The sequence below is a fragment of the Gymnodinialimonas ulvae genome, from assembly GCF_037543845.1.
GTDB classification, from domain to species: Bacteria; Pseudomonadota; Alphaproteobacteria; order Rhodobacterales; family Rhodobacteraceae; genus Gymnodinialimonas; species Gymnodinialimonas ulvae.
In genome coordinates, this window is record NZ_JBBIFX010000002.1 from 765,664 (window position 1) to 778,402 (window position 12,739).

Below are 12,739 nucleotides of genomic sequence, written 5' to 3' on the forward strand. Positions count from 1 at the left end.
CAAGGCCAAACGCAATTCCCAGGACGGAGCGGACCGATGGCAGCCTACCAATACGTCTATCATATGGATGGGGTTTCCAAGACTTACCCCGGTGGCAAGAAATGCTTTGAAAACATCAGACTGAGTTTCCTGCCGGGCGTAAAAATCGGGGTCGTCGGCGTCAATGGCGCGGGAAAATCCACGCTTATGAAAATCATGGCGGGCTTCGACACTGACTTCACCGGCGAAGCCTGGGCGGCTGAGGGCGCCAAAGTCGGCTACCTGCCGCAAGAACCGCAGCTCGATGAAACCCTTTCCGTCCGTGAAAACGTCATGCTCGGCGTCGCCGAGAAAAAGGCCAAGCTCGACCGTTTCAACGAATTGGCCATGAACTACTCCGACGAGACCGCCGATGAAATGGCGGCCCTCCAGGATGAGATCGACAGCAACAACCTTTGGGATCTCGACAGCCAGATCGACGTCGCCATGGAGGCGCTCCGCTGCCCGCCCGATGACGCGCCCGTTGGAACCCTGTCCGGCGGCGAACGGCGCCGTGTGGCGCTTTGCAAACTGCTTCTCGAAGCGCCCGATATGCTGCTGCTTGATGAACCTACCAACCACCTCGACGCCGAAACCATCGCGTGGTTGCAGCAGCATCTGATCGACTACAAGGGCACCATTCTGATTGTCACGCACGACCGTTATTTTCTTGATGACATTACCGGTTGGATCCTCGAACTCGACCGGGGTCGCGGCATCCCTTACGAAGGCAATTACTCTGCCTGGCTTGAACAAAAGGCAAAGCGCCTTGAGCAGGAAGCGCGGGAAGATTCGTCGCGTCAGAAGACCCTCGAACGCGAACTCGAATGGATCCGGCAGGGTGCCAAGGCCCGGCAGGCCAAGCAAAAGGCCCGGATCAATGCCTACGAGGATCTCGCGGCGCAATCCGAGCGTGAAAAACTCACCCGCGCCCAGATCGTCATTCCCAACGGTCCGCGCCTAGGATCCAAAGTGATCGAGGTTCAGGGGTTGAAAAAAGGCTACGGTGATCGGCTGCTGATCGAAGATCTGACATTTGCGCTGCCGCCCGGGGGCATTGTCGGCGTCATCGGCCCCAATGGCGCGGGCAAATCCACTCTGTTCCGCATGCTCACCGGGCAAGAGCAGCCTGACGACGGCACGTTGGAATACGGCGATACCGTCGATCTCTCCTATGTCGACCAGTCCCGTGATGCGCTCAATCCCGATGCGACCGTCTGGGAAGAAATCACCGGTGGCGCCGAGATCATCGAACTTGGCGATGCGCAGATCAATTCGCGCGCGTATTGCTCCACCTTCAACTTCAAGGGCGGCGATCAGCAAAAGAAAGTCGGCCTCCTCTCCGGCGGCGAACGCAATCGCGTCCACATGGCGAAGTTGTTGAAGTCCGGCGGCAACGTCCTGTTGCTTGACGAGCCGACAAACGACCTTGATGTCGAAACGCTGCGCGCGCTGGAAGACGCCCTGAGCGATTTCGCCGGCTGCGCCGTGATTATCTCGCACGATCGTTTTTTCCTGGACCGCCTGTGCACGCACATTCTGGCGTTTGAGGGCGAGGCTCATGTCGAGTGGTTTGAAGGGGATTTCTCGGCCTATGAGGAAGACAAGAAGCGTAGGTTGGGACCGGACGCGTTGGAGCCGAAGCGCGTAAAGTATAAGAAATTTGTGCGATAGAGGCAGAATCGCCTGTCCAAGACACCGATCAAGTGACGTCCACAGGGTGGTTGCCTCGCAACCAGACATCTCACGACCTGTGGATGCTAAATGCAGCGTTTCACTCGCCCTAGAGGTGAATTTTCAGTGCGATATCGGCGGATTATCTCCCATTCCGCGCCTGCCGGGTGCCCGCGTTGACGAAATGTAAACCAAATCGGCATAAATCTTGCATGACCGGACCCTTATTGCGCCACATTTGAGGCGTTAGCTTCAAGGGTATTAGATGGAGAAGCATGATGGCCATTGTCAGTGTCTTGATGTCCACGATCGCAGCGCTGGCGGTGTCGTTGACTGCATGGATTTCCGGCAACGTCTCGGCATTCGGGGCGTTTGGTCTCTATATCGGCGTTGGCTTTGCGGTCATGTTCGTCACCATCGGCGCCCTTCTTTGGCTGGATGCACGGCGCTCCCGTCCGCGTAGCCTGCGCATGAAGGACGCCAGTGTGGCCATGCATGCCATGGCGACCATTCCCGCGCGCAGCGTCTCGTCTGATTGGCGGTCGCGCTAGGCGGGCCCACCTTCTACTCTGCCCTCAAATCTCGACAGGTTTGCAAGCTATGGGCCTGAGAAATGTCTCAGGACCGCGCGGAATGCCCAGGGCAAGGTGACTTTCTGCAACGTGGAAACCATGGGGATCGGTCAGAATGAGCCTGATTTATTATTAACATCAGTTATTTAACTGGCCTATAAAAGCCATCACTGCACTAAGCGCCTCTACGCTCACCTCAACCAATCCCCTTGATTTCTAGGCCGGCCTCCCCCATATGCACGGTGCGACCGTTACCGCATCTCGTCCGCTGTCTCCTCTACCAAGGCCTCAGTCTCGATCTGCTACCCAACTGACGCCACGCCGCCGCACGCACGCGGGCGGACTACTTTGAAGGAGAAACGACGATGGCCAACGGCACCGTCAAATGGTTCAACACCACCAAAGGCTACGGCTTCATTGCACCGGAATCCGGCGGCAAGGACATCTTTGTGCACATTTCCGCTGTTGAGCGGTCGGGCCTGACCGGTCTGTCCGACAACCAGAAGGTCACTTTTGATCTGGAATCCGGCCGTGATGGTCGCGAAAGCGCAGTGAACCTCGCAGTCGTCTGAAAAGTCAGGCTGTACAAAAACGAATGGCGCGCCCGGCTTCGGACGCGCCTTTTTTGTTGCGATTACTCGTGATGCTCGCGGCGATGCCGTTGCGCAGAGAAACCCTGTCGACGCTAGTCTTCAAGTACAAAGGTCACCTTCAGGGTCACGCGGAATTCGGCGATCTTGCCCTCTTTAACCGTCACCTTCTGATCCTGAACCCAAGCGCCTTGGACACCCTTCAGCGTTTTACAGGCGCGTTCGACGCCTTTTTCGGTGGCATCTTCAAAGCTCTTCTTCGACGACGCGATGATTTCGGTTACGCGGGCTACACTCATGGTTCACTCCCTTGGTCATTGGCCGAGGCGGCTTGCCCCGATGATCGAGAGTTTAACATGCCTCCAACAAAGGCAGCACCGGGAAAGAAACCGACTTGACATCAAAACACCCGCCGCGCAACAGGCATATTTTGACTGTCAAGTCAGTGTAACGCCCACAGACGCGAAGCCGACGAGCCGCTATCTTTGACGGCGAAAGGAGGTGTCCGATGAAACAACGTCCATCCGCACCACACAATCAGCGAAAGCCACGTCCCGCGCCGTTCCGGTTCCGCGATTGGGCCGCAATCTAACATACGATTGTCACAGGCTCACAGCTTGCACAAAGCCGGTATTGGCAATTGAGCGCGGAGCTTGAACTTAGAAGCGGACCGAAATCACCAGTGCGATGACAGAAATCATCACCGCCCAGATGGTGAAAACCATCGCCATGCGTCCGAAAAGAAGCCACTCGCGCACGTCGTCATCGTCACTGATGCGCTCGATCGAAGTTCCCTTGACCATCTTGTTGGTAATAGTTTTGAACTTTTCTTCCAGGCTCGCCATATTACGCCTCCAAAAAAATGACTTCTTTAGACCTAGTCCACCGGCGCGCATTTTCCAGAGCGGCACCATGATCTTTCGCGTTGCCTGATGCGCCGTCTACGCTAACCTCCTTCTGACATTTTCGATACGGAGCCCACCAACCCATGCGCATTCCTTTCACCGCACTGGCCCTCGTCGTCACGCTTAGCCCGACTGCAAAGGCGCAGGACGTGGCAGAGGCCGAATTTGTGATGGGGTTGATGGAGCAGATGAACCGCCTTTCCGTCACCTTCAACCGCGAGGTCTGTGGCTTCGTGTTGCAGGACAACGAGGGCAATTATTCTTCCACGAAAGCGTCGTGGGGTGGGGAGGCGAGCTGCGCGTCAATGCCGTTGGAGCCGGGGATACGCGCGGTGTCGTCCTGGCACACCCATGCGGCTTGGGGCCTTGGGTACGATGGGGAAGTGCCGTCGATCCAGGATGTCGAAGGCGACATGCGGTTCGGGGTGAACGGCTGGGTCGGAACGCCGGGCGGACGGCTTTGGTTCGTCAATGGCACGACCGGCACGATGACGCAGCATTGCGGGCGCGGGTGCCTTCCGGAGGACCCGAATTTCTTCCCCGAAGAGCACGGTCCGGTGGCCGAGAGCTATTCCCTCGATGGGCTCTATACACGGTTCGGGCGGGCGCGCTGAACGGGGCCAAAGGGCTAGGGTTGCAAGGTTGCAACCCTAGGTTAAGCGGCTGCTTTCTAACGAAAAAGATGATCTTGTTTGCATTTGGCTAACCACGATTGGCCACATTTTCCTGCGATGCGCTTACTCTGCCGCGTCGAGGTATTCCTCCACCGGCGGGCAGGTACACACGAGGTTTCGGTCGCCTGCGACATTGTCCACGCGGTTGACCGGAGGCCAATACTTGTCGACCCGGAACGCGCCCGGTGGGAAACAGCCTTGTTCGCGGGAATAGGCGCGGTCCCAATCGCGGATCAGATCTTCCATCGTATGAGGCGCGTGGTGCAGGGGGCTGGCCTCGGCCGACATCTCTCCGGCCTCTACCTCGGCAATCTCGGAACGGATCGCCTGCATCGCGGTGATGAAACGATCCAGTTCGGCCTTGGTTTCACTTTCCGTCGGCTCGACCATCAGCGTGCCCGCCACAGGCCAGCTCATCGTTGGGGCGTGGAAACCGTGATCCATCAAACGTTTGGCGATATCATCGACGGTAATACCGGCCCCGGCGAAGGGGCGGGTATCAAGGATGCATTCGTGCGCGACGCGGCCCGTTCGCCCTTTGAACAAAACATCGTAATCCGCCTCCAGCCGTTTGGCGATGTAATTGCCGTTCAGGATCGCAACTTTGGTGGCCTGGGTCAGGCCCTCGCCGCCCATCAGATGCACGTAAGCATAGGAAATCGGCAGGATCGACGCAGACCCATAGGGCGCGGCGGAAACAGGGCCTTCACGCCCGCCGCTTTCGGGATGGCCGGGCAAATGCGGCGCGAGATGCGCCTTCACGCCGATGGGCCCCATGCCGGGACCGCCGCCGCCATGGGGGATGCAGAAGGTCTTGTGCAGGTTCAAATGGCTGACATCCGCGCCCAGATCGCCCGGTTTCGACAGGCCAACCATTGCGTTGAGATTGGCGCCATCAAGGTAAACCTGCCCGCCAAACTCATGGGTGATATCGCAGACCTCGCGCACCGTTTCTTCGAAAACGCCATGGGTGGAGGGATAGGTGATCATGCAGGCGGCAAGGGCATCGCCCGCCGCTTCGGCTTTGGCGCGGAAATCTTCAAGGTCGATATCCCCGTTGTCGGCGGCCTTCACGACGACGACCTGCATCCCCGCCATCTGAGCGGAGGCGGGATTGGTGCCATGGGCGCTGAGCGGGATGAGGCAAATGTTTCGGTGCTCTTCGCCGTTCGCGCGGTGATAGGCGGCGATGGTCAGAAGCCCCGCATATTCGCCCTGCGCACCGGAATTGGGCTGCATCGACATGGAATCATAGCCGGTGATGTCGCAAAGCTTCGCCGAAAGGTCTTCGAGCATGTTGGCATAACCTTCGGCCTGATCGGCGGGCGCGAAGGGGTGCAGACCGCCGAATTCGGGCCATGTGATCGGCATCATCTCGACGGCGGCGTTCAGCTTCATGGTGCACGACCCAAGCGGGATCATCGCGCGGTCGAGGGCAAGGTCACGGTCCGACAGGCGGCGCATATAGCGCATCATCTCGGACTCGGCGCGGTTCATGTGAAAGATCGGGTGGGTCAGGTAATCCGACGTTCGCAACAGCGCGTCGGGGATCGCGGGGGTCTTGGTGGCCGGGGCGACAAGGACGCCAAAGGCGCGGCAGACGGCCTCGATCTGCACATCGGTGGTTGTTTCATCCACGCTGATCCCGATGCGGTCGCTGCCCACATCGCGCAGGTTGATGCCACGCGCGACGGCGGCGGCCATGATGCGGCTTTGTTTGTCGCCGACAGGTACGGTGAGCGTGTCGAAGAAATGGTCGGCCTCTGGCGGAAAGCCACCCGTGGTAAGGGATGCGGCCAGGCGATTGGCACGCAGGTGCACCCGTTCGGCTATCGCGCGCAGGCCATTGGGGCCGTGGAAAACGGCGTAAAAGCTGGCCATAACGGCCAAAAGCGCCTGCGCGGTGCAGACGTTGGAGGTCGCCTTCTCGCGGCGAATGTGCTGCTCGCGGGTTTGCAGCGACAGGCGGAACGCCTTGTGGCCGTGGCTGTCGACGCTGACCCCGACAATCCGGCCGGGCATGGAGCGTTTGTAGGCGTCGCGGCAGGCCATGAAGGCCGCATGTGGCCCGCCGTAGCCAAGCGGCACGCCGAACCGTTGCGCCGAGCCGATGGCGATGTCGGCATCCATCGCGCCGGGTTCCTTCACAAGCGTGAGCGCAAGCAGGTCGGTGGCGAGGATCGCGAGGGCCTTTGCATCATGCAGGGCCGCGATGGAAGCGCTGGGGTCGTTGAGCGCGCCGAAGGTGCCGGGATACTGAAAGATCGCGCCGAAGACCCGGTCCGGTTGCAGGGCATCGGCGGGGCCGGTGATCACATTGATGCCAAGCGGCGCGGCGCGCGTCTCGATCACGGCGATGGTTTGCGGGTGGCAGGTTTCATCGACGAAGAAGCCGTTGGCCTTGGATTTGGCGACACGACGCGCCATCACCATCGCCTCCGCCGCAGCGGTCGCTTCATCGAGCAGGGAGGCATTGGCCACCGGCAGGCCGGTGAGGTCCGCCACCATGGTCTGGAAATTGAGCAAGGCCTCGAGCCGCCCCTGCGCAATCTCGGGCTGGTAGGGGGTGTAGGCGGTGTACCAGGCGGGGTTTTCCAACACGTTGCGCTGGATCGCCGGCGGCGTGTGGGTGTTGTAATAGCCCTGGCCGATCATGGAGGTCATCGGTTTGTTCTTGGCGGCGAGCCCCCGCATATGGTCGAGCAATTCGGCCTCCGACAGAGCGGGCCAATCGAGCGGGCGATCCTGCCGGATCGAGGCCGGCAGCGTGTCGTCGATCAGGGCCTCGAGACTGGCTGCGCCGACCGCTTGCAACATCTCTTCCATCTCTGCGGGCGAGGGGCCGATATGGCGGCGGTTGGCAAAATCGGTCGGGTCGTAGTCGGTGGTCGTCCAGGGCATGATCGCTCCTCGCTGGGGGTCGTTCACCCCTGTCTTCCATTGGTCGGAAATACCTCGGGGGGAGTCCGTCAGGACGGGGGGCGGCGCCCCCCAATCCCGTGCCGATGGCTTACTCCCCGATGTGATCTTTGTACTCATCCTCGGTCAGGAAATCGTCGATTGAGGTCGGGTCTTCGACCTTGATCTTGAAGAACCACGCGTCGCCGGTCGGATCTTCGTTCACCAGGGCGGGCTTGTTGACGAGCGCCTCGTTGACCTCGACGATCTCCCCATCGAGCGGCGCGGTGATGTCGGAGGCTGCTTTGACGGATTCGATCACGACGATCTCGTCGCCTTTTGCGACCTGGGTTTCCAATTCGGGCAGTTCCACGAACACGACGTCGCCCAGTTGCTCAGATGCATGTTGGGTGATGCCGACCGTGATAACATCGCCATCGGCGACAAGCCATTCGTGGTCTTCGGTGAATTTCATGGGTGATCTCCGTCGTTTAGCGATTGTAGTCGTGGGGCGTGAAGGGAAGGGGCGTTTGGGTGACGGCAAGGCGTTTGCCGCGCACCTCGCCGAAAAGCCGGGCGTCGGGCGGCGTGGCCGCGTCGATCAGCGCGAGCGCGACGGGGCCGCCGACCGATGGACCGAAGCCACCGGATGTGACGGTGCCGATCGGGGTGTGCGCATCTTCGGAGGTGAAAACCTCAACGCCTGCGCGCATCGGGGCGCGGCCTTCGGGGCGCAGGCCGACGCGGCGGCGTGGCGCGCCGTTGGCGATGTGGCCGAGGATCTCTTCCGCACCGGGAAAGCCGCCCGCACGATCACCGCCATCGCGGCGCACCTTGCCGATGGCCCAGGCCTGTCCGGCCTCCACAGGGCTGATGTCGGGTGTCATTTCCTGCCCGTAAAGCGGTAACCCGGCCTCAAGGCGCAGGCTGTCGCGGGCGCCAAGGCCGATGGGTTCGACCCGGTCGTCGGCGAGCACGGCACGCGCGAAGGCGTCGGCGGCGGCCTCGGGAAGCGAAATCTCGAACCCGTCCTCGCCGGTATAGCCCGAGCGGCTGATCCAAAGTTCCGCCCCCGCCCAACCGTGGCGCTGGCTGTCCATGAACCGCATCGCCGCGGCATCGGGGATGAGCGCCGCAAGCACGGCCTCGGCCTCCGGGCCCTGCAAGGCCAGCAAGGCGCGGTTTGTCACCACGTGCACGCCCTCGACATGGGCGCGCAGATGCGAGATGTCCGCGTCACGACAGGCGGCATTTACCACGAGGAACAGCCCGTCCGGCGCACGTGCGATCATCAGATCATCCAACACGCCGCCCGTATCATTGGTGAAAAAGCCGTAGCGTTGCCGCCCTTCGGCCAAACCCAGAACATCGACGGGCACCAGCGCTTCCAGCGCGGCATCCGCATCCCCCGGCAGCAAGACCTGGCCCATATGCGAAACATCGAACAGACCCGCATGGGCGCGGGTCCAATTGTGTTCCCCCATCACGCCAAGCCCATATTGAACCGGCATCGACCAACCTGCGAAGGGCACGAATTTCGCCCCCAATTCCGCATGCAAAGCGGCCAGTGGCAAAGCCTTCGGATTGGAAACCCCGTCCATCATATCCCTTCTCCGGGACGAAACCCCGGCATCACTTGCACACCGAAAACGGTGTGAAACGACGCCCCCTCTGTCCTTTGGCCTGAGATCGTTATCCCTTCGGCGGAGGGGCTGTCACCCTCACTCTCCAGAGTATCTGCGCGCAGCCGCAGGTCCTTTTGCCTGAGAGATTACCGGGGCGGTTGCTCCTTCGGCCCACGGGGGCGCCATCGGCGTTCCCGCATGTCTCCCTGTGGTTGCATGCGCAAGCATACAGGCGCGCAATGGCGGATCAAGAGGGCTTGATAGGGTATTTGAATTGCCCCATTGCTGCGCCATGAGCGATCCTTATTTCTTTGGCTACGGCAGCCTTGTGAACCGTCAAACCCATAACTTTCCCGACGCACGCCGCGCCCGTGTACAGGGGTGGCGGCGGGCGTGGCAGGGCACCTCCCTGCGCCAGGTGGCCTTCCTGACGGCGGTGCCCGATTCGACCGGTGAAATCGCGGGTCTGGTCGCCGCCGTGCCCGGTGCGGATTGGGGCGCGCTGGATGAACGTGAGCGCGCCTACGAGCGGCATCCGGTCACGGCCAGCGACCACGGGCTGATCCCTACGGCGCAGATTCAGATCTATGCGGTGGAGCCGGTGCATCGGGATCCCGGCGCGCATCCGATCCTTCTGAGCTACCTGGATACGGTCATTCAGGGGTATCTGACGGAATTCGGCGAAGCGGGCGCGTGCGCGTTTTTCGACACCACGGCTGGATGGCATTTGCCGGTGCTTGATGACCGCGCCGCCCCGATCTACCCACGCGCAACAATGGTAAGTTCCGAGGAACGCGCGTTTGTGGATGAAAACCTGCGCCGGGTGGTGCGGACAGTCGCCTGAGGCACCCGCCGCGGCACGCGCGGTTCAGAGCGTCATATGCCGCGCCCGCGCGCCGCGTTCAATGGCGGCGGCATGCAGGCGGTCGATGTTGAGCACATGGCGCAATTCTTCGAGGAAGCGCAATTCGGCTTGTGCAATCGCGCCATCTGCGGCGGCCACGTCACACGCCAGTGCATAGGCGGTCTCGAAAAGCGTCTCGGGCAGGTCTTCTTTGACCAATCCAAACAGCGCATCGAGACCGTCTTCATCTTCGAACAGCTCAAACACGACATTGGCGATGCGGCGCATCCGGTCGGCATCGTAATTTCCGAACACCGGTAGGAAATTCACGATCTGTTCGATCGACAGAAGCTCGGACGTGCGGATCGTTTCGTCAGACACCGAAATGCCAACCATGACGGCCACCAGCGAATCTTCGGGCGTGAAGGGATGATCTGTCATGGGTCGTGCTCCGTTGCTTGCCGTAGCCAACATTTATTGACGCCACCGGCGGTAAACAATAGGTGCCTCGCAACCCACCGGTATCAGGACAAAAGACATGAGCGATTTGCGGGACGTGGCGATGAATTCCAAGGCCTGGGCCTTTGAAGAGGCGCGGCGCGTGCTGGATCGTTACAAGGCGGGTCCGCCGGAGAAGGGCTACGTGTTGTTCGAGACCGGTTATGGCCCCTCGGGCCTGCCGCATATCGGGACCTTTGGCGAGGTGTTGCGCACAACGATGGTGCGCCGCGCGTTCGAAGTGATTTCGGACATCCCCACCAAGCTGATCTGCTTTTCCGACGACATGGACGGAATGCGGAAGGTGCCGGGCAACGTGCCGAACCGGGACGCGTTGGCCGAGCATTTGCAAAAACCACTAACCTCTGTGCCCGATCCGTTCGGGACGCATGACAGCTTTGGCGCGCACAACAACGCGATGCTGCGTCGGTTTCTGGATACGTTCGGGTTCGAGTACGAGTTCATCTCGGCGACGGAGTTCTACAAGACCGGGCAATTCGACGAAACCCTCAAGCGCGCGGTCGAGCGGTATGACGACATCATGAAGGTGATGCTGAAGTCCCTGCGCGAGGAACGGCAGCAGACCTATTCGATTTTCCTTCCGCTGCATCCCGAGACGGGGCGGGTGCTTTATGTGCCGATGAAATCCGTGAACGCCTCCGATTGCACGATCACCTTTGACGATGAAGAGGGCCGCGAATGGACGGTCCCGGTGACGGGCGGCAACGTGAAATTGCAGTGGAAGCCCGATTTCGGCGCCCGGTGGGCCGCGCTTGGGGTCGATTTCGAGATGTATGGCAAGGATCATTCGACGAACACGCCGATTTATAGCCGGATCTGCGAGATCCTCGGCACGCCCGCACCGGTGACATATAATTACGAGCTGTTCCTTGATGAGACCGGGCAGAAGATTTCGAAGTCTTCGGGAAACGGCATCAGCATTGATGAATGGTTGACCTATGCCTCGACCGAGAGCTTGTCGTATTTCATGTTCGGCAAGCCGAAGACGGCCAAACGACTGTACTTCGATGTGATCCCGAAGGCCGTCGATGAATACCATCAACAACTGCGCGCCTATGCGGATCAGGACGCCGCCGCGCGTCTGGCGAACCCGGTGTTCCACATCCACGGACACAATGTACCTGCCTCCACGATGGTGGTGCCGTTTGCCATGCTGTTGAATTTGGTGAGCGTGTCCGGCGCCGAGGAAAAGGCGAAATTGTGGGGGTTCATCAACCGCTACGCGCCCGATGCGAGCCCCGATGCGAACCCCGATCTGGACCAGGCGGCGGGATTTGCGATCCGGTATTACAACGATTTCGTCAAGCCGACCCGGGTGTTCCGGGCCGCGACCGATCAGGAACGCGGCGCGATGGAAGAACTGGTGGCCTGCCTTGGCGATGCGGACAAGGCGCTGGACGTCATCGCCCGGAAGAACGCGCAGGAAGGCAAGGACATGCCCCTGCCCGAAGTGAATTGGCACGACGACGAGTTCCTGCAGAGCATCGTGTTTGCCATCGGCAAGACGCATGGGTTTGACCCGCTGCGGGCCTGGTTCTCGGGCCTTTATGAGGTGCTGCTGGGGGCAAGTCAGGGGCCCCGGTTCGGCGGGTTCATTGCACTGTATGGCATCGAAGAGACCAAGGCGCTGCTCGAGGACGGGTTGGCTGGTCGACTTTTGGGCTGAAACTTTTCCGGTGCGGGCTACGTGCCTAAGGGCATGAGTGATCAAATGCCCTGAAGGAGTCGCCCCATGATCCGTGCCGTCGCCGCATCGGTTTTCCTTGCGATGAGCCTCGCGCTTGTCGCCTTACTTGCCGCGCCTCGCCCTGTGCACGCGCAGGAACTGCTGCCCCCCAACCCGGACATCGAAGCGGTGATCGGGGGCCAATTCGATGCGTTCCGCGCCGATGACGTGCTGGAAGCCTGGGAATTCGCGAGCCCCAACATTCAGGGCCTCTTCGGCAGTCCCGAACGGTTCGGCAGCATGGTGCAGCAGGGCTATCCGATGGTCTGGAACCCCGGAGAGGTGAATTTCATCGACCTGCAGGCTTTCGGCGGATTGATCGTGCAACGGGTCGAAGTGATCGACCAGAACGGCACGCTGCATTACCTTGGCTACGCCATGGTCGAGACGGAAAATGGCTGGCGGATCAACGGGGTGCAGCTTCTGGAGGCGCCGATACTTGGGGCGTGAGACGGGCCAATGCGGGGGCCATTGCGGGGGCTGCTGCGCGGCCTTTGGCCTTTGCAAATATCGGGTCCCTAGGCGCCATACCGCACCAAGCCGGGAGAATTCTTCGGGTCGCATTAACCTTTGGTTAACTCTTCGGGCTTAATCATGGCGATGCAATCCGGGACGTGTGGCTGCCCCAGTCAGCCGGTCCCGGGCCGTTTACAGACATTGCAAACACAACCGAGGTGACCGTTCAGGGCGCCTC

Annotated in this window: 13 protein-coding genes and 1 riboswitch; of the genes, 7 read left to right on the forward strand and 6 right to left on the reverse strand. The window is 60.7% G+C overall.

The features are described from left to right. Positions 1 to 36: 36 nt before the first annotated feature. The 3 genes from ettA (at position 37) to V8J83_RS13625 (ending at position 2,836) form a co-directional block, all read left to right on the forward strand. Positions 37 to 1,692, forward strand: coding sequence for an energy-dependent translational throttle protein EttA (gene ettA / locus V8J83_RS13615; RefSeq protein ID WP_339986950.1), 1,656 nt, complete (start codon positions 37 to 39; stop codon positions 1,690 to 1,692). A 278-nt stretch (positions 1,693 to 1,970) separates the two neighbouring features. Next, on the forward strand, positions 1,971 to 2,243 hold the full coding sequence (locus V8J83_RS13620; RefSeq protein WP_339986951.1) for a hypothetical protein: 273 nt from the start codon (positions 1,971 to 1,973) through the stop codon (positions 2,241 to 2,243). 386 nt (positions 2,244 to 2,629) lie between these two features. Continuing rightward, a complete protein-coding gene (locus tag V8J83_RS13625; RefSeq protein ID WP_339986952.1) occupies positions 2,630 to 2,836 on the forward strand; it encodes a cold-shock protein in 207 nt (68 codons plus the stop codon). 113 nt (positions 2,837 to 2,949) lie between these two features. Here the strand turns inward: V8J83_RS13625 and V8J83_RS13630 are convergent, their stop codons facing one another. Continuing rightward, positions 2,950 to 3,153 (reverse strand): dodecin family protein, encoded by a 204-nt coding sequence (locus V8J83_RS13630; protein ID WP_339986953.1) that lies wholly within the window; start codon positions 3,151 to 3,153, stop codon positions 2,950 to 2,952. Between the two features lie 360 nt (positions 3,154 to 3,513). Beyond that, entirely contained in the window at positions 3,514 to 3,699 is a 186-nt protein-coding gene (locus tag V8J83_RS13635) for a hypothetical protein (protein WP_339986954.1), read from the reverse strand. Positions 3,700 to 3,842: 143 nt separating this feature from the next. Here V8J83_RS13635 and V8J83_RS13640 point away from each other — a divergent pair, with 143 nt between their 5' ends. After that, a complete protein-coding gene (locus tag V8J83_RS13640) occupies positions 3,843 to 4,373 on the forward strand; it encodes a DUF4329 domain-containing protein (protein ID WP_339986955.1) in 531 nt (176 codons plus the stop codon). 123 nt (positions 4,374 to 4,496) lie between these two features. On the opposite strand, the gene gcvP is transcribed toward V8J83_RS13640, so the two are convergent. From gcvP to gcvT, 3 genes are all read right to left on the reverse strand, one after another. Then, positions 4,497 to 7,334 carry an aminomethyl-transferring glycine dehydrogenase gene (gcvP, locus tag V8J83_RS13645; RefSeq protein WP_339986956.1) on the reverse strand — a complete coding sequence of 946 codons (2,838 nt, stop codon included), beginning with the start codon at positions 7,332 to 7,334 and terminating at the stop codon, positions 4,497 to 4,499. Positions 7,335 to 7,443: 109 nt separating this feature from the next. Beyond that, complete coding sequence (gcvH, locus tag V8J83_RS13650) at positions 7,444 to 7,806, reverse strand: glycine cleavage system protein GcvH (protein WP_339986957.1); 363 nt, start codon at positions 7,804 to 7,806, stop codon at positions 7,444 to 7,446. A 16-nt stretch (positions 7,807 to 7,822) separates the two neighbouring features. Beyond that, positions 7,823 to 8,932, reverse strand: a complete 1,110-nt coding sequence (gene gcvT, locus V8J83_RS13655; RefSeq protein WP_439649791.1) for a glycine cleavage system aminomethyltransferase GcvT — start codon at positions 8,930 to 8,932, stop codon at positions 7,823 to 7,825. A gap of 140 nt (positions 8,933 to 9,072) precedes the next feature. Then, positions 9,073 to 9,174: riboswitch (glycine riboswitch) on the reverse strand. Positions 9,175 to 9,248: 74 nt separating this feature from the next. Here gcvT and V8J83_RS13660 point away from each other — a divergent pair. Then, positions 9,249 to 9,800, forward strand: a complete 552-nt coding sequence (locus tag V8J83_RS13660; RefSeq protein WP_339986960.1) for a gamma-glutamylcyclotransferase family protein — start codon at positions 9,249 to 9,251, stop codon at positions 9,798 to 9,800. Between the two features lie 24 nt (positions 9,801 to 9,824). On the opposite strand, the gene V8J83_RS13665 is transcribed toward V8J83_RS13660, so the two are convergent. Continuing rightward, on the reverse strand, positions 9,825 to 10,241 hold the full coding sequence (locus V8J83_RS13665) for a tellurite resistance TerB family protein (RefSeq protein ID WP_339986962.1): 417 nt from the start codon (positions 10,239 to 10,241) through the stop codon (positions 9,825 to 9,827). A 97-nt stretch (positions 10,242 to 10,338) separates the two neighbouring features. Between V8J83_RS13665 and V8J83_RS13670 the strand changes: the two genes are divergently transcribed. Together V8J83_RS13670 and V8J83_RS13675 are read left to right on the forward strand one after the other, a co-directional pair. Continuing rightward, positions 10,339 to 11,985 (forward strand): lysine--tRNA ligase, encoded by a 1,647-nt coding sequence (locus V8J83_RS13670; RefSeq protein ID WP_339986963.1) that lies wholly within the window; start codon positions 10,339 to 10,341, stop codon positions 11,983 to 11,985. Between the two features lie 66 nt (positions 11,986 to 12,051). Then, a complete protein-coding gene (locus V8J83_RS13675; RefSeq protein WP_339986964.1) occupies positions 12,052 to 12,495 on the forward strand; it encodes a DUF4864 domain-containing protein in 444 nt (147 codons plus the stop codon). Positions 12,496 to 12,739: the final 244 nt, after the last annotated feature.

Coding starts and splice junctions, on each gene's coding strand:
- gcvH (WP_339986957.1), bottom strand. CDS start 7,806: ATGAAATTCACCGAAGACCACGAATGGCTTGTCGCCGATGGCGATGTT.
- V8J83_RS13630 (WP_339986953.1), bottom strand. CDS start 3,153: ATGAGTGTAGCCCGCGTAACCGAAATCATCGCGTCGTCGAAGAAGAGC.
- V8J83_RS13670 (WP_339986963.1), top strand. CDS start 10,339: ATGAGCGATTTGCGGGACGTGGCGATGAATTCCAAGGCCTGGGCCTTT.
- V8J83_RS13665 (WP_339986962.1), bottom strand. CDS start 10,241: ATGACAGATCATCCCTTCACGCCCGAAGATTCGCTGGTGGCCGTCATG.
- ettA (WP_339986950.1), top strand. CDS start 37: ATGGCAGCCTACCAATACGTCTATCATATGGATGGGGTTTCCAAGACT.
- V8J83_RS13640 (WP_339986955.1), top strand. CDS start 3,843: ATGCGCATTCCTTTCACCGCACTGGCCCTCGTCGTCACGCTTAGCCCG.
- V8J83_RS13660 (WP_339986960.1), top strand. CDS start 9,249: ATGAGCGATCCTTATTTCTTTGGCTACGGCAGCCTTGTGAACCGTCAA.
- V8J83_RS13620 (WP_339986951.1), top strand. CDS start 1,971: ATGGCCATTGTCAGTGTCTTGATGTCCACGATCGCAGCGCTGGCGGTG.
- V8J83_RS13625 (WP_339986952.1), top strand. CDS start 2,630: ATGGCCAACGGCACCGTCAAATGGTTCAACACCACCAAAGGCTACGGC.
- V8J83_RS13635 (WP_339986954.1), bottom strand. CDS start 3,699: ATGGCGAGCCTGGAAGAAAAGTTCAAAACTATTACCAACAAGATGGTC.
- gcvP (WP_339986956.1), bottom strand. CDS start 7,334: ATGCCCTGGACGACCACCGACTACGACCCGACCGATTTTGCCAACCGC.
- gcvT (WP_439649791.1), bottom strand. CDS start 8,932: ATGGACGGGGTTTCCAATCCGAAGGCTTTGCCACTGGCCGCTTTGCAT.
- V8J83_RS13675 (WP_339986964.1), top strand. CDS start 12,052: ATGATCCGTGCCGTCGCCGCATCGGTTTTCCTTGCGATGAGCCTCGCG.